This window comes from Flavobacterium soyae (assembly GCF_021245985.1).
Classification (GTDB): domain Bacteria; phylum Bacteroidota; class Bacteroidia; order Flavobacteriales; family Flavobacteriaceae; genus Flavobacterium; species Flavobacterium soyae.
Genome location: NZ_JAJQXA010000022.1, coordinates 1 through 19,423 on the forward strand (window position 1 = coordinate 1; position 19,423 = coordinate 19,423).

The following is a 19,423-nucleotide window of genomic DNA, read 5'->3' on the forward strand; positions in this document are numbered from 1 at the left end:
TTTAAAGACTACTTTTGAAGCTATACACACACCGCAATTTAATCAAATTGCAAGAATTAGGAAAGCGAAAGCTTTCCTTTTTTTATGCCACAAAAAAAGCTGCCTCACTTTTGAGACAGCCTCTTTTATAATCTCAATTCTATCATAATTTACATCAGCTTTTTAATAATAACTTCTTCCGTTATTCCCTCAGCGTCTGCTTTGTAGTTTTTAATAATTCTGTGACGTAAAATTCCGGCTGCTACGGCTTTTACATCTTCAATATCCGGCGAAAACTTACCGTTGAAAGCTGCGTGAGCTTTTGCTGCCAGGATTAAGTTTTGCGAAGCTCTTGGTCCTGCTCCCCAATCTAGATAATTCTTTACAAAATCATTTGTCAAGGCATTATCCGGACGTGTTTTACTTACTAAAGTTACCGCATATTCTATAACATTATCGGCTACAGGAATCCTTCTGATTAAATGTTGGAAATCGATAATTTCCTGCGCTGTAAATAATGGATTAATTTCTACTTTATTATCAGATGTAGTCTGCTTAACCACTTTTACCTCTTCTTCAAAAGTTGGATATTCTAATTTAATGGCAAACATAAAACGGTCTAATTGCGCCTCTGGCAAAGGATAAGTTCCTTCCTGCTCAATTGGGTTTTGTGTTGCCAGTACAAAGTATGGCAAATCTAATTTATAATTCTGTCCTGCAATTGTAACCGAACGTTCCTGCATAGCTTCCAATAAAGCTGCCTGCGTTTTTGGCGGCGTTCTGTTGATCTCGTCAGCCAAAATAATATTAGAAAAAATGGGGCCTTTTATAAATTTAAAATGTCTGTTTTCATCCAGAATTTCACTTCCTAAAATATCTGAAGGCATTAAGTCCGGTGTAAACTGAATTCTTTTAAAATCTAAACCTAAAGCTTGAGACAAAGTATTTATCATTAAGGTTTTTGCCAAACCAGGAACACCAATTAAAAGAGCGTGTCCTCCTGAAAATATACAAAGTAAAATTTGGTCAATAACGGCATCCTGCCCTACAATGATTTTTGCTATTTCGTTTTTTAATTCGTTGCGTTTCTGAACTAAGTTATGAATTGCTGTTACGTCAGACATTTATGAATGTATTTTAAATTAAAAAGAGTTAGTTGAATGAATTCATAAAACTAACTCTTTTTCTTTATTTAATAAAAATTATTTTTTTAACCAGTTGTTAGCAAACGTACAGTCTCTATACTCTCCGATAATTTTGATATAAGTATCTTTAATTTTAGTATCAAACCATTTTGCAATTGCGTTGATTTGTTTTTCTTTTAAAGCTAATTCTTTAATTTTTGTGTAATCTTTAGCATAGTCAGCAGTATGCTCGTCAATTCGGTTTGTAACAGTGATCAGTTTATACGTTTTTTTACCTTTATCATCCGTATTTAAAAGCGGCTGAGAAATTTCATCATCTTTTAAATTTGAAACCTGACCGTATAAAGTTGGATCCATTTTAGTTAATTCAAAACGAGTATCCTGAGTGTTTGGATTTATTAACGTTCCTCCGTTTGCTCTAGTTTCTTTTTCGTCAGATTCTGTTCTTGCAGCCTCTGCAAAAGTAATTTGCTTGCTTACGATTTTAGCTCTAATATTAGCAGCTCTTTCTTTTGCTTCTTTCAAAGCACTTTCAGAAACTACCGGAGCAATTAAAATATGTCTTAATTCAACTTCCTGTCCTTTTATTTTGTCAACCATTATAATGTGGAAACCAAAAGTAGTTTCAAATGGCTGAGAAATTTCGCCTTCCTGCAGACTAAACGCCACATCTTTAAATTCCTTTACAAAAGGTGTTTTACGTGTCATTTTATAATAGCCTCCATTTGGTGCAGATCCCGGGTCCTGAGAGTATAAAACTGCTTTTGTAGCAAAACTGGAACCTTCTAAAACATCTTTTCGAATTGCATTTAATCTGTCAATTACCTTTTGCTTATCTTCTTTCGAAACTTTTGGTTCACACACAATTTGTGCTACTTCCATTTCTGCTCCAAAAGTCGGCAATTCATCTTTAGGGATTTTTTTAAAGAAATTACGAACTTCCTCCGGAGTTATTTCAACATCTTTTACAATTTTATCTCTCATTTCTGAGGCCAATTTTTGCTCTTTTAAGATGTCGGCAAAATAGGTTTTAAATTCTTCTACAGAACTCTTTTTATAGTATTCTACAACCTTATTGATATCTCCAACCTGCTGAATCATATAATTCAAACGCTCTTCCATCATTCCTCTAACTTCGGCATCACTTACAATAATACTATCCTGAATTGCCTGGTGCGCGTATAATTTATCTTCTAAAAGTTTACCAAGCATTTGGCATCTTGTAATATCTTTAATATTACCACCCTGACTTGCAATCTCTAAATAACCTTTGTCAATATCAGAATCTAAAACAATATAATCTCCAACCGTAGCAATGATACCGTCAATTTTTTGTTTTCCATGTACAGTTTCTGCCGGTTTCTCAGCTACAACATCCTTAATAATTTCCTGTGCTGAAATTACTGAGTTGAAAAAAAATAAAAAACACATTGTTAAGGCTGCCTTATAATCAATCGTTTTTAGCTGTAATTTTTTTAATGACATTATTTTAAATTTAATTTTTGGATGTAAAGATCTGTATTCTAAATTTTAATTGGACTATTATTTATTTTCAAAAGCGATTCTGAAAAACTAAATAATGAACTTCTGTTTTCTTTTATAAAACGAACAAAAATAACAATTCAATTACATAATACAACTATCAGCCATAGTATTAACAAAAAATTATGTGGATTGTATTTAAATACGCTGCAGGACGTTCAATTCTCAAATCTTTTTCTTTTATAAAATGCCATTCGCGCAAAAACAATTAAAACAATATTAGTTGATTTTCAGCCTTGTAAAAAAAAGTTTTAAACACTACAACGTTTTCGTTGTAAAACTATTTTCTTACAAAAACAAATCAAATCAAAAAACCTCTACTTTAGATGCGTTATTGATAATTTCAGGCAGCAAAAAATAAGAATATCTTGTTTTTAAAGTGTTAAAATTAGCAATTACAAACTTTATTAATTTAACTTTAACCACAATCTATTATGAAAAAACCTATTGTAAGATTAAGTTTTCTTACTGCAATTACAGCTTTTTTGTATTCTTGTACACAAAATGAAACTAATGATGCTGACTCTAAAGCAGAAAGTCAGCAATTTAAAATCATCAATGTCACACACCACGATGGAAAACCTTTCAGTACCGGAGCCTCTTTATCATCTGCTGCCGGAAAATATGTAGACAATCCGGGCGGAGGTGTAATGATGCAGGCTTTTTATTGGGATGTTCCTGCTGGCGGAACCTGGTGGAATACCGTAAGCGGCAAAGTAGCTGCCTGGGGTAATGCAGGAATTGGCTCAATATGGTTACCGCCTGCTTCAAAAGCACAAAATGGTGCATTCTCTATGGGATACGATCCTACTGATTATTTTGATTTTGGAGATTACAATCAAAATGGCTCTACTGAAACCAGATTTGGCTCTAAAACTGAACTAGTAAGTTTGATTACAAATGCTCATACTGAAAACCTTAAAGTATATGCTGACATCGTAATTAATCATAATAGCGGAGGTCAGTCTGAAGCTAATCCATTTACAGGAACAAATACATGGACTAATTTTACTGGAATAGCTTCAGGAAAATTTCCCCGCACTTACAATGACTTTTACAAAAACAGTTATGGCAATAATGATGAAGGTGCTTTTGGAGGTTTTCCAGATTTATGCCACGCTGCTCCAAATGTTCAAAATTGGTTGTGGCTTAGAACTGACGGGGTTGGTAAATATTATAAAAACACCATGAAATTTGATGGTTGGAGATTTGATTATGTAAAAGGTTTTGCTCCATGGGTTGTACACGATTGGAATGCAAACGTAGGCGGGTTTTCTGTTGGAGAATATTGGGATGCCAATGTAAACACACTTGAATGGTGGGCAAACAATGCTAATAGTTCTGTATTTGATTTTGCTTGTTATTACAAAATGAACGATGCTTTTGACGGCAACAATCTGGCACTTTTAAATGATGATATGATGTGGAAACGAAATCCGTATAAAGCGGTAACTTTTGTAACCAATCATGATACAGATGAAATTTGGAATAAAATGCTGGCCTATTCTTATATTTTAACTCACGAAGGATATCCAACGATTTTTTACAGAGATTATGAAGAATGGCTGGATAAAGCCAAATTAAACAATCTTATCTGGATTCATAACAACAAGGCAACTGGTACAACTTCTATTTTATATTCTGATAATGACGAATATGTGGCAAGAAGAAACGGTTACAACGGAAACCCAGGATTGGTTGTTTACATTAATAATTCTGATGTTTGGCAGGAAAGATGGATTCAAACCAACTGGGCAAATACGCAGATTAAAGATTTTACAGGAAACTCATCTTGGTATCCTACAACTCAGGCAGACAAATGGGTAAAAATTCAATGTCCGCCAAAAGGATATTCTGTTTGGTCAATTAACCAATAATTTATTTTTCAATATCAATGTAAGGCTGTTTTTAAAAACAGCCTTATTTTTTTATAAAAAGTGATGTTTTGAAAAGTTATCACTTTCAATTTAAGAACTGAATATTTTTATTAAGCCGTAATTAATAGTACTTTTGCAACCTATTTATACAAAATATGAGCTTTTTAAAAGAAATACAACGCAGAAGAACATTTGGAATTATATCGCATCCCGATGCCGGTAAAACAACATTAACGGAAAAATTATTGTTATTTGGAGGGGCGATTCAGGAAGCTGGAGCTGTAAAAAATAATAAAATTAAAAAAGGAGCAACGAGTGACTTTATGGAGATCGAACGCCAAAGAGGTATTTCGGTTTCGACTTCTGTACTTGCTTTTAATTATAAAGATAAAAAAATCAATATCCTTGATACTCCCGGGCACAAGGATTTTGCCGAAGATACTTTTAGAACTCTTACTGCTGTTGATAGTGTAATTGTTGTTATTGACGTTGCAAAAGGGGTTGAAGAACAAACGGAGAAATTAGTTGCCGTTTGTAGAATGCGTAACATTCCTATGATTGTTTTCATCAATAAGTTAGACCGTGAAGGTAAAGATGCTTTTGATTTAATGGATGAAGTAGAGCAAAAATTGAATTTAAAAGTTACGCCATTAAGTTTCCCAATTGGAATGGGGTATGATTTTCAGGGAATTTATAATCTTTGGGAAGAAAATATCAATCTTTTTAGCGGAGACAGCCGTAAAAATATTGAAGAAACTATTGCTTTCTCTGATGTTCAAAACAATCCTGAACTAGATAAAATTGTTGGTCAAAAAGCAGCTGAGAAACTTCGTGAAGAATTAGAATTAATTGATGAAGTTTATCCAAAGTTTGAACGTCAGGATTATTTAGATGGAAAAATCCAGCCTGTGTTTTTTGGTTCAGCTTTGAATAATTTTGGAGTTCGCGAATTGTTAGATTGTTTCGTTGCAATTGCTCCATCTCCAAGACCAAAAGATTCTGAAACTCGTTTAGTTGATCCGGCAGAGGATAAAATGTCTGGTTTTGTATTTAAAATTCACGCTAATATGGATCCGAAACACCGTGACCGTTTAGCTTTTATAAAAATTGTTTCTGGAACTTTTGAAAGAAACAAACCTTATTACCACGTTCGTCAAAAGAAAAATTTAAAATTCTCAAGTCCGAACGCCTTCTTCGCAGAGAAAAAAGAAATCGTTGATATTTCTTATCCCGGTGACATTGTTGGTTTACACGATACAGGAAACTTTAAAATTGGTGATACTTTAACAGAAGGTGAAGTGATGAGCTTTAAAGGAATTCCGAGTTTCTCTCCAGAACACTTTAGATACATCAACAACGCCGATCCTATGAAAGCTAAGCAATTAGAAAAAGGAGTTGATCAGTTAATGGATGAGGGTGTAGCACAATTGTTTACTTTAGAGATGAATAATCGTAAAGTTATAGGAACTGTTGGGGCGCTTCAATATGAGGTAATTCAATATCGTTTAGAACACGAATACGGTGCGAAATGTACTTACGAAAACTTCCCGGTTCACAAAGCCTGCTGGGTAAAACCTGACGATGCTAAAAATGAAGAATTCAAAGAATTTAAAAGAATCAAACAAAAATTCCTTGCTCATGATAAATATGGTCAATTGGTATTTTTAGCTGATTCTGATTTTACAATTCAAATGACACAAAGCAAATATCCAAGTGTGAAATTATACTTTACTTCTGAATTTGATTAATCACTTCTTTAGAAAATATTAAAAGGCTGTCTATTGGTAGATAGCCTTTTTCATTACATCCATCAATATTTTGTTTTATTGATCTGTATAATTAATTCCCAATCCACCGGCAATAAAAATTTTAGTCAGTTCTTCTGAATCAACGATTATATTTTGTGATAAAACATTATTTTTAACTGATTTTATTGTAAAAGGTATTTCTTTTGAAAGATAATAATCACTTCCTGAAATAGTAACTATTAGCGCTTTACTGTTTTTTAAAACTTGAGCTGTTATAGAAAATTCTCCCGTTTTTGGATTTACTTTCACAGGAGTTTGTGAACCATTAACAGCGAGCATTAAATCTGGATATGTTTCTTTATCAAAAGGTTTATGCGTTTTTGTTTCTAATAGTTTTCCTTTTACTGTTATTAAAACTTCTTCATTTACAGTTTGGTTATAAGCTACTTTACCTAATCTATACATAGGCTCTGTACAAACTTTTTCAATTTTAACAGGCTCTTTTTCCTGCGCGGTAAGATTTGATGCAAGTAGAACAGATGCTGCAACTGCCGCATATTTTAAAGTACTGATTTTAGAAGTTTCGCCGTATTCAAACTGTTCTTCAAGCTGTGTAGTTTTTAATCGTGCACAAATGTTTGCATCTTTATTTCCGGCAATGAATCTGGCAACCTCAGAATTCGTTTTTTTACTTAAATCGATCACATTTTTCATGCATGAATCACAAAATGAACCATTTGCATTAGGAATCATTTTATCAAAATTTTCAGAACAAGGATTTTTTATTTCTAAGGTGAATTTCTTTTTCATACTATACTTTATTTAAGTTAAAACCTTTAGTAATGGCTCTTACTTATATAGAGTAGATTTTGTATTAAAAGGTTGGGACGGAATAAAAATATTTTCGAATTATAAATTGAAATACTTATGTACGGGCATAAAAAAAGCGCTAATTTGATTAGCGCTTTTTTTTAATTTGAATTAAATCAACCTTACTAAGTCATTATATTTCAAAAATTAATCTTTTATATGCAGGGCAAAACTAGAACAATATAACCACACAAGGAAATTTAGTCGATTAAAGTAAATTAAATCAGATTAACTGCATTTATTATTATTCCCAGAGCAAAAAAAAGCCCCATTAAAATGGGGCTTTAAAATTTATGCTTGTCCTGCCGGACCAAAATTAAGCGGTATTGGTGCTTGTTCCGTTTCTTTGATTTCGCCGTGAGCTGCCTCAAATCTATGGATATTTTCACCTATTGCTCTTAATAATCTTTTAGCATGTTGTGGTGTCAAGACAATTCTTGACTTTACCTTGGCTTTAGGAATACCCGGCATAATGCTGACAAAATCTAAAACAAACTCTGATGATGAGTGATTAATAATCGCAAGATTAGAATAAATCCCTTCTGCAATAGTTTCGTCTAACTCAATGTTAATTTGCTCTTGTTGTTGTTTCGGATTACTCATAGTTTCCTAAATTAATAAATATATTCTTCTTTATTAGCCATCATTTCATTGTAATCATCTTTAGATCCTACGATAGTATTATCGTACTCTCTCATACCAGTTCCCGCAGGGATTCTGTGTCCAACAATTACATTTTCTTTCAATCCTTCTAAATCATCTACTTTACCAGCTACAGCAGCTTCGTTAAGTACTTTCGTTGTCTCCTGGAATGAAGCCGCAGAAATGAATGATTTAGTTTGTAACGAAGCTCTTGTAATACCTTGAAGAACTGGCGTTGCAGTTGCAGTAATTACGTCTCTTGCTACAACAAGATTTTTATCATTTCGTTTCAATAGTGAGTTTTCATCACGCAATTCACGAGGAGAAATAATCTGACCTGGTTTCAATACTGAAGAATCTCCAGCATCTTCAACTACTTTCATACCATATAATTTATCGTTTTGAACGATGAAATCTTTAGTGTGAATTAATTGATCTTCTAAGAATAAAGTATCACCTGGATCCTGAACTCTTACTTTACGCATCATTTGACGAATAACTACCTCAAAGTGCTTGTCATTAATTTTTACCCCTTGTAAACGGTAAACCTCTTGAATTTCATTTACCAGGTACTGTTGAACAGCAGCCGGTCCTTGAATTCTTAAGATATCATCTGGTGTAATTGCACCGTCAGACAATGGAACTCCCGCTCTTACGAAGTCATTTTCTTGTACTAAGATTTGGCTTGAAAGTTTAACTAAATACTTTTTAACCTCACCAAATTTAGATTCGATAACGATCTCACGGTTACCTCTTTTGATTTTTCCAAAAGAAACAACACCATCAATTTCAGATACAACCGCTGGGTTAGAAGGGTTACGAGCCTCAAGAAGCTCGGTAATTCTTGGTAAACCTCCCGTGATATCGCCTGCTTTAGAAGAACGACGCGGAATTTTTACTAATACTTTACCTGCTTTAATTTTCTCACCGTTTTCAACCATTAAGTGTGCACCTACTGGTAAGTTGTAAGAACGAATCAATTCACCTTCTTTACCATAAACCAATAAAGTTGGGATTAATTTTTTGTTTCTAGCCTCAGAAATTACTTTTTCCTGGAAACCAGTCTGCTCATCGATCTCAACCATGAATGATTGTCCTTGCTCTAAATCTTCGTAAGCAATCTTACCAGTAAATTCAGAAACAATTACACCATTATAAGGATCCCACTTACAGATTACAGTTCCTTTAGCAACAGTTTCGCCATCTTTAACAAAGATACTAGAACCGTAAGGAATATTATGTGTATTTAAGACGATTCCTGTTTTCTCATCAACTAATTTTAACTCAGTTGAACGTGATACTACGATATCTACCGCATTACCTTCACTGTCTTCACCTTTAACCGTTTTTAAATCTTCAATCTCAAGTCTACCATTGAATCTTGTAACAATACTAGACTCTTCAGAGATACCTCCAGCAACCCCTCCAACGTGGAACGTACGAAGTGTTAACTGTGTACCTGGCTCACCAATAGACTGAGCTGCAATAACTCCGACAGCTTCTCCTCTTTGTGTCATTTTTCCAGTAGCTAAGTTTCTACCGTAACATTTAGCACAAATACCTTTTAAAGCTTCACAAGTTAATGGAGATCTAACTTCTACTTTTTCAATTGGAGAAGCTTCAATAGTTCTCATGATTGATTCTGTAATTTGCTCTCCAGATTTAACCATTACTTCGTTAGTAAGAGGATTAATAACGTCTTGTAATGCAACACGTCCTAAAATTCTCTCTCCTAAAGATTCAACGATTTCCTCATTTTTCTTCAATGCAGCAACTTCAACACCTCTAAGAGTTCCACAATCTTCAATGTTAACAATAACATCTTGAGAAACGTCATGAAGCCTTCTTGTTAAGTAACCAGCATCGGCTGTTTTAAGAGCCGTATCCGCAAGACCTTTACGAGCACCGTGAGTAGAAATGAAGTACTCAAGGATCGAAAGACCTTCCTTAAAGTTAGAAAGAATCGGGTTTTCAATAATCTCACCACCACCAGCAGTAGATTTTTTAGGCTTAGCCATCAAACCACGCATACCAGTTAACTGACGAATCTGCTCCTTAGAACCCCTCGCCCCAGAGTCAAGCATCATATATACAGAGTTGAAACCTTGTTGGTCTTCTCTAATATTTTTCATTGCTAACTCTGTTAACTGAGCATTTGCTGAAGTCCATACGTCAATAACTTGGTTGTAACGCTCGTTATTTGTGATAAGACCCATGTTATAGTTAGTTGAGATACCTTCAACTTGCTCTCTGGCATCTGCAATTAACTTTGTTTTTTGTTCTGGGATTCTAATATCACCTAAAGAGAATGACAAACCTCCTCTAAATGCGAATTTATAACCCATATCTTTCATATTATCCAAGAAAGCAGCCGTTGTAGGTACATCAGTCACACTTAAAATGTGTCCGATAATATCTCTAAGGTTTTTCTTAGTCAATACGTCGTTGATATATCCAGCTGCTTCAGGTACTACTTCGTTAAATAATACACGTCCTGCAGTTGTTTGAATGATTTTGTACACTAATTCTCCAGCGTCATTAAAATCTTTTGCTCTAATTTTAACACGAGCATTCAATTCTAATCTTCCTTCGTTTAATGCAATGTTTACTTCTTCAGCAGAATAGAAAGTCAAATCTTGACCTAAAATTTTGTGATCTTCTGTAGAAATACGCTCTTTGGTCATATAATATAGACCCAAGACCATGTCCTGAGAAGGTACAGTAATTGGAGCACCATTTGCAGGGTTCAAGATATTGTGAGAAGCCAGCATTAATAATTGTGCCTCTAAAATAGCTTCTGGCCCTAAAGGTAAGTGAACCGCCATCTGGTCACCATCGAAATCGGCGTTGAAAGCCGTACATACTAATGGGTGTAACTGGATCGCTTTTCCTTCAATTAATTTTGGCTGGAAAGCTTGAATACCAAGTCTGTGCAAAGTAGGAGCACGGTTCAGTAATACCGGGTGTCCTTTAATTACGTTTTCTAAGATATCCCAAACTACTGGCTCTTTTTTATCGATGATTTTCTTCGCAGATTTTACTGTTTTAACAATACCTCTTTCAATCAATTTACGGATAACGAAAGGTTTGTATAACTCAGATGCCATATCTTTTGGCAATCCGCATTCGAATAATTTCAACTCAGGACCAACAACAATTACCGAACGAGCAGAATAATCCACACGCTTACCAAGTAAGTTTTGACGGAAACGTCCTTGCTTACCTTTTAATGAGTCAGATAATGATTTTAATGGTCTGTTAGATTCTGTTTTAACAGCAGAAGCTTTACGAGTGTTATCAAATAATGAATCTACAGATTCTTGTAACATACGTTTCTCGTTTCTTAAGATAACTTCTGGAGCTTTAATCTCCATTAATCTTTTCAAACGGTTGTTACGGATGATTACACGACGGTATAAGTCATTTAAATCTGAAGTTGCAAAACGACCTCCATCAAGCGGCACAAGCGGACGTAATTCTGGCGGGATAACTGGAACCACTTTCATAATCATCCATTCTGGACGGTTTTCGCGGTTTTCGTTAGACTCACGGAAAGACTCAACAACTTGTAATCTTTTTAAAGCTTCAGTTTTACGTTGTTTAGATGTTTCGTTGTTAGCACTGTGTCTTAATTCATAAGATAAAGCATCTAAATCAATACGAGCCAATAAATCCATAATACACTCTGCTCCCATTTTGGCAACAAATTTATTTGGATCTAAATCATCTAAATATTGGTTTTCCTGCGGAAGAGTATCTAAAATATTTAAGTATTCTTCTTCAGTTAAGAAATCTAGTCTTTGTAAAGATTCTCCATCTGCATTTTTAGCAATACCAGCCTGGATTACTACGTATCTTTCGTAGTAAATGATCATATCTAATTTCTTAGATGGAAGACCAAGGATATAACCAATTTTGTTTGGAAGAGAACGGAAGTACCAGATATGAGCAATTGGCACAACAAGGTTGATGTGTCCTACTCTGTCACGACGTACTTTTTTCTCAGTAACTTCAACACCACAACGGTCACAGATGATACCTTTGTAACGAATTCTTTTATACTTACCACAAGCACATTCGAAATCTTTTACTGGTCCAAAGATTCTTTCGCAGAAAAGTCCGTCACGCTCTGGTTTGTGAGTTCTATAGTTGATTGTTTCTGGCTTTAAAACCTCTCCTCTTGATTCTTTCAAGATAGATTCTGGTGAAGCCAATCCAATAGAGATTTTGTTAAATCTTTTTACTGGATTCTTATCTTTATTGTTTCTGTTATTCATCATAGTTTTTACTATTGATTTATTTTGCAATTAAAAAATTGATTCTTATCCTAGTCGAAAGTCAAATGTCATAAAGTTGTAAAGTCACGAGCGACTTTAGACTTTGGACTTTTAAACTTTTGACTTAAAACACTACCTCGGGTTACTTCTCTAAACTTCAAATTCTTATTTGAAGTGCTAGTTATAAAATGCCTCGCATTGTTATAAAAAATCGGAACGGGTTACGGGTATAAATCTTTAAAAACTTTTATAAATACGAATGTAGAGACGTGATTAATCACGTCTCTACATTTTTTATTATTCTTCCAAACGAAGATCTAAACCTAGACCTTTCAATTCGTGCATTAATACATTGAATGATTCTGGTAAACCTGGTTCTGGCATAGTTTCTCCCTTAACGATAGCTTCGTAAGTTTTAGCTCTACCAATAACGTCATCAGACTTAACAGTTAAGATTTCACGTAGTGTACTAGAAGCTCCATAAGCCTCAAGTGCCCAAACCTCCATCTCTCCAAAACGCTGACCTCCAAATTGAGCCTTACCTCCAAGTGGCTGCTGCGTAATTAATGAGTATGGTCCAATAGAACGTGCGTGCATCTTATCATCAACCATGTGTCCTAATTTAAGCATGTAAATTACACCCACAGTTGCTTTTTGTGCAAAACGCTCTCCAGTACCACCATCAAATAGGTAAGTATGTCCGAAACGTGGTACGTTAGCTTCATCAGTCAAGGCATTGATTTCGTCAAGAGAAGCACCGTCAAAAATTGGAGTAGCAAATTTTCTACCCAAGTTCATACCAGCCCATCCAAGAACAGTCTCATAAATCTGACCAATGTTCATACGTGAAGGTACCCCAAGTGGATTCAATACGATATCTACTGGTGTTCCATCTTCTAAGAAAGGCATATCTTCATGACGAACGATTCTTGCAACAATACCTTTGTTACCGTGACGTCCTGCCATTTTATCACCCACTTTTAACTTACGTTTTTTAGCAATATAGATTTTAGCCAATTTCAAGATTCCAGATGGTAATTCATCTCCAACTGTAATAGTGAATTTCTCTCTTCTTAAAGCTCCTTGTAAGTCGTTCAGCTTAATTTTATAGTTATGAATTAAATCATTAACCATTTTATTTGTAGCGTCATCAGCAACCCATTGACCTTTACTTAAGTGAGCAAAATCCTCTACTGCGTAAAGCATTTTTTGAGTATATTTTTTACCTTTTGGCAAAACTTCTTCACCCAAATCGTTCATTACACCCTGAGATGTTTTTCCGTTAACGATCAAGAATAATTTCTCAACTAATCTGTCTTTTAATTCAACAAATTTAGTTTCGAATTCCATTTCTAAAGCGCCTAAAGCGTCTTTATCCTGAGTACGTTTACGTTTATCTTTTACGGCTCTTGCAAATAATTTTTTGTCAAGAACTACACCATGTAAAGATGGAGAAGCTTTTAATGAAGCATCTTTTACATCCCCTGCTTTATCCCCGAAGATTGCACGAAGCAATTTCTCCTCTGGAGTTGGATCTGATTCCCCTTTTGGTGTAATTTTTCCGATCAAAATGTCGCCAGGCTTAACCTCTGCTCCAATTCTAATCATACCGTTTTCATCTAAATCTTTAGTAGCTTCTTCAGAAACGTTAGGAATATCGTTAGTTAACTCTTCGTTTCCTAACTTAGTATCTCTAACCTCTAATGAATAATCATCAACGTGGATAGATGTAAAAATATCATCACGAACTACTTTTTCAGAAATTACAATCGCATCCTCGAAATTATACCCTTTCCATGGCATGAACGCAACTTTTAAGTTTCTACCTAAAGCTAATTCTCCATTTTGAGTAGCATATCCTTCTGATAATACTTGTCCAGGAATAACTCTGTCACCTCTTCTTACGATTGGTTTCAAGTTAATACTTGTACCTTGATTGGTTTTTCTAAATTTAATAAGGTTGTATGTTTTCTCATCAGCATCAAAACTTACCATTCTCTCGTCTTCTGTACGATCGTATTTAATAGTAATGATATTAGCATCTACATATTCAACAGTACCATGCCCTTCAGCATTAATCAATACTCTTGAATCTGAAGCTACCTGACGCTCTAAACCTGTACCAACAATCGGTGCTTCAGGACGGATCAAAGGAACTGCCTGACGCATCATGTTTGATCCCATCAACGCACGGTTCGCATCATCATGCTCCAAGAAAGGAATTAATGACGCAGAAATCGATGCAATCTGGTTAGGAGCAACGTCTGTATAATGAACTACTGATGGCTCAACAACTGGGAAGTCACCTTCCTCACGAGCAATAACATTGCTTGCTGTAATTTTACCAGAAGCATCCATTTCAATGTTTGCCTGAGCAATCATTTTACCTTCTTCTTCTTCAGCACTTAAGTAAACTGGGGTACTTTCTAAATCAACTACACCATTAGTTACTTTACGGTAAGGAGTTTCAATGAATCCCATTCCGTTAACTTTAGCATAAACACCAAGAGATGAAATCAAACCAATGTTTGGTCCCTCAGGAGTTTCAATCGGACATAAACGACCATAGTGTGTATAGTGAACGTCACGAACCTCGAAACCAGCTCTCTCTCTCGAAAGTCCACCTGGTCCAAGTGCAGAAAGTCTTCTTTTGTGTGTAATCTCAGCTAATGGATTCGTTTGATCCATAAATTGAGATAACTGGTTAGTACCAAAGAAAGAGTTGATAACTGATGATAATGTTTTAGCATTGATCAAATCAATTGGTGTAAACACCTCGTTATCTCTAACGTTCATTCTCTCACGAATAGTTCTAGCCATACGTGCTAAACCAACACCGAATTGTTGAGACAATTGTTCTCCAACTGTTCTAACACGACGGTTTGATAAGTGATCAATATCATCAATCTCTGCTTTAGAGTTGATCAACTCAATCAAATATTTTACGATTGTAATGATATCTTCTTTAGTAAGCACTTGCTTATCCATAGGGATATCTAAATCTAATTTTTTGTTCATTCTGTAACGACCAACTTCACCTAAGTTATAACGTTGATCAGAGAAGAACAATTTATCTATAATACCACGAGCAGTTTCCTCATCAGGCGGTTCAGCGTTACGCAACTGACGGTAAATGTGCTCTACAGCTTCTTTTTCAGAGTTTGTTGGATCTTTTTGTAACGTGTTGTGAATAATAGCATAATCTGCTTGGTTATTATCCTCTTTGTGCAACAAAATAGATTTTACGTTAGAATCGATGATCTCTTCAACATTATCTTTGTCGATAATTGTATCACGATCAAGGATGATTTCGTTACGCTCGATAGAAACTACCTCTCCAGTATCCTCATCTACGAAATCCTCATGCCATGTGTTCAAAACACGCGCAGCAAGTCTTCTTCCAATATATTTCTTAATTCCTGTTTTAGAAACTTTAATTTCTTCAGCTAAGTCGAAAATCTCTAAGATATCTTTATCTCTTTCGAATCCAATAGCACGGAATAAAGTTGTTACAGGTAATTTTTTCTTTCTATCGATATATGCGTACATTACGCTGTTAATATCTGTAGAGAATTCTATCCAAGATCCTTTAAAAGGAATTACTCTCGCAGAATAAAGTTTAGTTCCATTTGCGTGGAATGACTGTCCAAAGAAAACCCCTGGAGAACGGTGTAATTGAGATACTACAACACGCTCGGCACCGTTAATAACAAAAGTACCACTAGGAGTCATGTAAGGTATTGTTCCAAGATATACATCTTGTACAATTGTTTCAAAATCTTCGTGTTCTGGATCTGTACAGTATAGTTTTAACCTAGCTTTTAAAGGCACACTATAAGTAAGACCTCTCTCTATACATTCTTGAATTGTATAACGCGGCGGATCAACAAAATAATCTAGGAATTCCAATACAAAGTTATTTCTTGTATCTGTAATTGGGAAGTTTTCCATGAAGGTATTGTATAACCCTTCGTTGCCTCTTTCGTCAGATTTCGTTTCTAATTGAAAGAAATCTTTAAAAGATTTAACCTGTACATCTAGGAAGTCCGGATAGTCAGGAATATTTTTTGTAGAGGCAAAATTCAATCTTTCAGTCTGATTTGTTATCATCAATGGACAAAATTTTGATTAAAAAAAAGTAATTTTTTTGTGTAAAACACACTGTTTAATCTATACTTTCTTATTATAATCAATACATCTTTAAAAATAAACAGATAAAGTAAGTTATATTTTTTTTCTTCGTATTGATCAAAAACTTTTTCGTATTTTAAACTATTTGATAATAAAACTTGATATATTTTATTATACGAAAAATGGTTTAGACCCTTGGATGATTCCATCCAAGGTCTAAACCTAGTTCTAAACTGCGTTTTGTTATTTTAACTCAACAACAGCTCCAGCTTCTTCTAATGATTTTTTAAGACCTTCAGCCTCTTCTTTAGAAACACCTTCTTTAACAGTACTTGGCGCACCATCAACTACATCTTTAGCTTCTTTAAGACCTAAACCTGTAAGTTCTTTAACTAATTTTACAACAGCTAATTTAGAAGCACCAGCTTCTTTTAATACAACTGTAAATTCAGTTTGTGCTTCTTCAGCAGCACCTTCTCCACCACCAGCAGCAACTACTACAGCTGCAGCAGCAGGCTCGATACCATACTCGTCTTTTAATATTGTTGCTAATTCGTTAACTTCTTTAACTGTTAAGTTAACTAATTGTTCTGCGAATTGTTTCAAATCTGCCATTTTTTCTATCGTTTAAAATGATTTGTAAAAATATAATTTATTTATTGTGCGCTAATTAAGCCGTAAGAAAGTATTCTTTCTTACATTTATAATTACTCTGCTCCCTCTTCGCTTCCTGCGAATTTGTTTTGTAAAGCAGAAATAATTCTTTGAGCCGGAGATTGTAATAATCCAATGATTTCTCCAATAAGCTCTTCTTTAGATTTAATTGTAGCTAATGCATCTAATTGATTATCTCCAATATATACTTCAGAATTGATGTATGCTCCTTTTAAAACTGGTTTATCAGATTTCTTACGGAAATCTTTGATAATTTTTCCAGGTGCGTTAGCAACATCAGAAATAAATATAGCACTATTACCAGTTAAAACTGTAGGTAAATCACCATAATCATTAGCAGAAGCTTCCATTGCTTTAGCAAGCAAAGTGTTCTTTACAACCTCTAATTTGATACCTGCTTTGAAGCAAGCTCTACGCAAGTTTGAAGTTGTCTCTGCGTTTAAACCAGAAATATCAGATACATAAATGATATTTGTACCAGCTAACTGCGCAGTTAAATTTTCAATCGCGATTGATTTTTCTTCTCTAGTCATACTAAAAATTTTTAACTACCAATTATACTGCTTTTGGGTCTAATGCAATAGCAGGACTCATAGTGCTTGTAAGGTGAATACCTTTAATGTATGTACCTTTAGCAGCAGTTGGTTTAAGTTTTATTAATGTTTGAATAATTTCGTGTGCGTTGTCAACAATTTGCTCAGCTCCAAAAGAAACTTTACCAATTCCTGCATGAACGATACCAGTTTTATCAACTTTAAAGTCAATTTTACCAGCTTTAACTTCTTGAACAGCTTTTGCAACATCCATAGTTACAGTACCTGTTTTAGGGTTTGGCATTAAACCTCTAGGTCCTAAAATACGACCTAACGGACCTAATTTACCCATAACAGCCGGCATAGTGATGATAACATCAACATCTGTCCAGCCATCTTTAATTTTTTGCAGGTAATCATCAAGACCAACATGATCTGCTCCAGCTTCTCTTGCTTCAGCCTCTTTATCCGGAGTAACCAATGCTAATACTTTAATATCCTTTCCTGTTCCGTGAGGTAAAGTTACCACACCTCTTACCATTTGATTCGCTTTTCTTGGATCTACACCCAAACGAACTGCGATATCAACAGACTCATCAAATTTTGCAGAAGCAACAACTTTCAATAATGCCGCAGCATCTTTTAGAGAGTATAATTTGTTCTTTTCAATTTTTGAAGCAGCCTCTTTTTGCTTTTTTGTTAATTTTGCCATGTCTTTTTCTTAATTAAAAAGGAGCATCTCCTGATACAGTTATACCCATAGATCTAGCTGTTCCAGCAACCATACTCATTGCTTTTTCTACTGTAAAAGCATTTAAGTCAGGCATTTTGTCTTCAGCAATAGCTCTAATTTGTTCCCAAGTAACACTAGCTACTTTTTTACGATTAGGCTCACCAGAACCAGATTTTAGCTTTGCAGCTTCCATTAACTGAACTGCTGCTGGAGGAGTCTTAACAACAAAATCGAATGATTTGTCTTTGTACACAGTGATTTGCACTGGACAAATTTTGCCAGGTTTATCCTGAGTTCTAGCATTAAACTGCTTACAAAACTCCATGATATTAACCCCAGCAGCTCCTAAAGCAGGTCCAACCGGTGGCGACGGGTTCGCAGCACCTCCCTTAACTTGTAGTTTAACTACCTTACTAATTTCTTTAGCCATTTTTAAAAAATTTAATATCACAATCAATTGGAAGCGATTGTGATAGATATTATATGTAACAAAAAATTATACTTTTTCAACTTGCATAAAGCTCAATTCTAATGGAGTTTTTCTTCCGAAAATCTTAACCATTACTTCAAGTTTACGCTTTTCTTCATTGATTTTTTCAACCGTACCATTGAAACCATTAAAAGGACCATCGATCACTTTTACTGTTTCACCTAAGCTGAAAGGAATAGCACGAGTATCTGTATTTACAGCTAACTCATCTACTTTACCTAACATACGATTTACCTCAGACAATCTCAAAGGAACAGGTTCTCCTCCTTTAATCTCCCCCAAGAAACCAATTACACTTGTAATAGATTTAATAATATGAGGTATCTCACCAACCAAGTTAGCTTCGATCATAACATATCCAGGAAAATAAACTTTATCCTTAGACATTTTTTTTCCTTCTTTTACAGTAACCACTTTCTCAGTAGGTACTAAAACTTGGGAAACATAATCACCCATACCTAATCTGGCAATCTCAGTTTCGATGTAAGCTTTAACCTTATTTTCCTGGCCGCTTACAGCTCTAACCACATACCATTTTTTCACATTATTATCTGCCATCACAAAAAAATTATCCTTTTAACCAGTTAAAAAATCCAGCCAAAGCTTTTGCAAAAAATTCGTCTACTCCCCAAGTTGCCAAAGCGAACAGAATCGAAAATACAGCCACAACAATTGTCAATTTTTGAACTTCAGCCCAAGCAGGCCAAGTAACATTTGACTTTAATTCTTCGAAAGCCTCTGATAAATAATTAGTAACTTTTGTCATTTGATATATTTTTTT

The 19,423-nt window shown here is 34.7% G+C and carries 14 protein-coding genes; 2 read left to right on the forward strand and 12 right to left on the reverse strand.

Going from position 1 to position 19,423, the window contains the following annotated elements; all coding sequences use genetic code 11:
* Window positions 1-149: 149 nt before the first annotated feature.
* The gene (locus LUU93_RS19685; RefSeq protein WP_232682870.1) at window positions 150-1,103 is read right to left on the reverse strand and encodes an AAA family ATPase; all 954 of its coding nucleotides are present in this window, start codon (window positions 1,101-1,103) and stop codon (window positions 150-152) included.
* Between the two features lie 78 nt (window positions 1,104-1,181).
* The gene (locus LUU93_RS19690) at window positions 1,182-2,609 is read right to left on the reverse strand and encodes a peptidylprolyl isomerase (RefSeq protein WP_232682871.1); all 1,428 of its coding nucleotides are present in this window, start codon (window positions 2,607-2,609) and stop codon (window positions 1,182-1,184) included.
* A gap of 491 nt (window positions 2,610-3,100) precedes the next feature.
* Between LUU93_RS19690 and LUU93_RS19695 the strand changes: the two genes are divergently transcribed.
* Both LUU93_RS19695 and LUU93_RS19700 read left to right on the forward strand, forming a co-directional pair.
* Window positions 3,101-4,543 carry an alpha-amylase gene (locus LUU93_RS19695; RefSeq protein ID WP_232682872.1) on the forward strand — a complete coding sequence of 481 codons (1,443 nt, stop codon included), beginning with the start codon at window positions 3,101-3,103 and terminating at the stop codon, window positions 4,541-4,543.
* Between the two features lie 155 nt (window positions 4,544-4,698).
* The gene (locus tag LUU93_RS19700; protein ID WP_232682873.1) at window positions 4,699-6,291 is read left to right on the forward strand and encodes a peptide chain release factor 3; all 1,593 of its coding nucleotides are present in this window, start codon (window positions 4,699-4,701) and stop codon (window positions 6,289-6,291) included.
* 75 nt (window positions 6,292-6,366) lie between these two features.
* Here the strand turns inward: LUU93_RS19700 and LUU93_RS19705 are convergent, their stop codons facing one another.
* From LUU93_RS19705 to secE, 10 genes are all read right to left on the reverse strand, one after another.
* Window positions 6,367-7,101 carry a hypothetical protein gene (locus tag LUU93_RS19705; RefSeq protein WP_232682874.1) on the reverse strand — a complete coding sequence of 245 codons (735 nt, stop codon included), beginning with the start codon at window positions 7,099-7,101 and terminating at the stop codon, window positions 6,367-6,369.
* A 351-nt stretch (window positions 7,102-7,452) separates the two neighbouring features.
* Window positions 7,453-7,764 (reverse strand): DUF3467 domain-containing protein, encoded by a 312-nt coding sequence (locus LUU93_RS19710; RefSeq protein ID WP_012024017.1) that lies wholly within the window; start codon window positions 7,762-7,764, stop codon window positions 7,453-7,455.
* 11 nt (window positions 7,765-7,775) lie between these two features.
* Window positions 7,776-12,083, reverse strand: coding sequence for a DNA-directed RNA polymerase subunit beta' (gene rpoC / locus LUU93_RS19715; RefSeq protein WP_232682875.1), 4,308 nt, complete (start codon window positions 12,081-12,083; stop codon window positions 7,776-7,778).
* 294 nt (window positions 12,084-12,377) lie between these two features.
* Window positions 12,378-16,190, reverse strand: coding sequence for a DNA-directed RNA polymerase subunit beta (rpoB, locus tag LUU93_RS19720; protein ID WP_232682876.1), 3,813 nt, complete (start codon window positions 16,188-16,190; stop codon window positions 12,378-12,380).
* A gap of 264 nt (window positions 16,191-16,454) precedes the next feature.
* Window positions 16,455-16,826, reverse strand: coding sequence for a 50S ribosomal protein L7/L12 (gene rplL / locus LUU93_RS19725; RefSeq protein ID WP_025572412.1), 372 nt, complete (start codon window positions 16,824-16,826; stop codon window positions 16,455-16,457).
* A 92-nt stretch (window positions 16,827-16,918) separates the two neighbouring features.
* Window positions 16,919-17,419, reverse strand: coding sequence for a 50S ribosomal protein L10 (gene rplJ, locus LUU93_RS19730; protein WP_035651992.1), 501 nt, complete (start codon window positions 17,417-17,419; stop codon window positions 16,919-16,921).
* 22 nt (window positions 17,420-17,441) lie between these two features.
* Complete coding sequence (gene rplA, locus LUU93_RS19735; RefSeq protein ID WP_232682877.1) at window positions 17,442-18,131, reverse strand: 50S ribosomal protein L1; 690 nt, start codon at window positions 18,129-18,131, stop codon at window positions 17,442-17,444.
* A 13-nt stretch (window positions 18,132-18,144) separates the two neighbouring features.
* Window positions 18,145-18,582, reverse strand: a complete 438-nt coding sequence (gene rplK, locus LUU93_RS19740; protein ID WP_026713295.1) for a 50S ribosomal protein L11 — start codon at window positions 18,580-18,582, stop codon at window positions 18,145-18,147.
* A 66-nt stretch (window positions 18,583-18,648) separates the two neighbouring features.
* Window positions 18,649-19,200 (reverse strand): transcription termination/antitermination protein NusG, encoded by a 552-nt coding sequence (nusG, locus tag LUU93_RS19745; RefSeq protein WP_007807444.1) that lies wholly within the window; start codon window positions 19,198-19,200, stop codon window positions 18,649-18,651.
* Between the two features lie 10 nt (window positions 19,201-19,210).
* Entirely contained in the window at window positions 19,211-19,408 is a 198-nt protein-coding gene (secE, locus tag LUU93_RS19750) for a preprotein translocase subunit SecE (protein ID WP_008466927.1), read from the reverse strand.
* Window positions 19,409-19,423 lie beyond the last annotated feature (15 nt).